The following is a 240-nucleotide window of genomic DNA, read 5'->3' as shown; positions in this document are numbered from 1 at the left end:
GCTTCTGCTCAATGCTGCGTGGACGCCGATCTTTTTTGGACTTCACCGACCCGGGCTGGCCGTGGTGGAGATCATGGTGCTTTGGGTTGCGATCCTGGCGACGATTATATTGTTTCACCCCGTGAATGCGGCTGCCGCCTTGCTACTTGTTGCTTACCTGGCATGGGTGAGTTTCGCGGCGGCACTTAACTTGTCCATCTGGCGGCGCAACCGCTCGAAACCACTGTCGCAGGGTGCCCG

1 protein-coding gene is annotated in these 240 nt (G+C 58.8%); it reads left to right on the top strand.

The window, feature by feature from the left end; all coding sequences use genetic code 11:
- A partial coding sequence (locus ACPYOJ_RS36510) for a TspO/MBR family protein (RefSeq protein WP_481420557.1) occupies positions 1-240 on the top strand: 240 nt, incomplete at both ends.

The sequence above is a fragment of the Rhizobium sp. SVR5-9E genome (assembly GCF_056755095.1).
The sequence above is the reverse complement of the archived record's forward strand: the minus strand, read 5'-3'. Positions and strand labels throughout refer to the sequence as shown.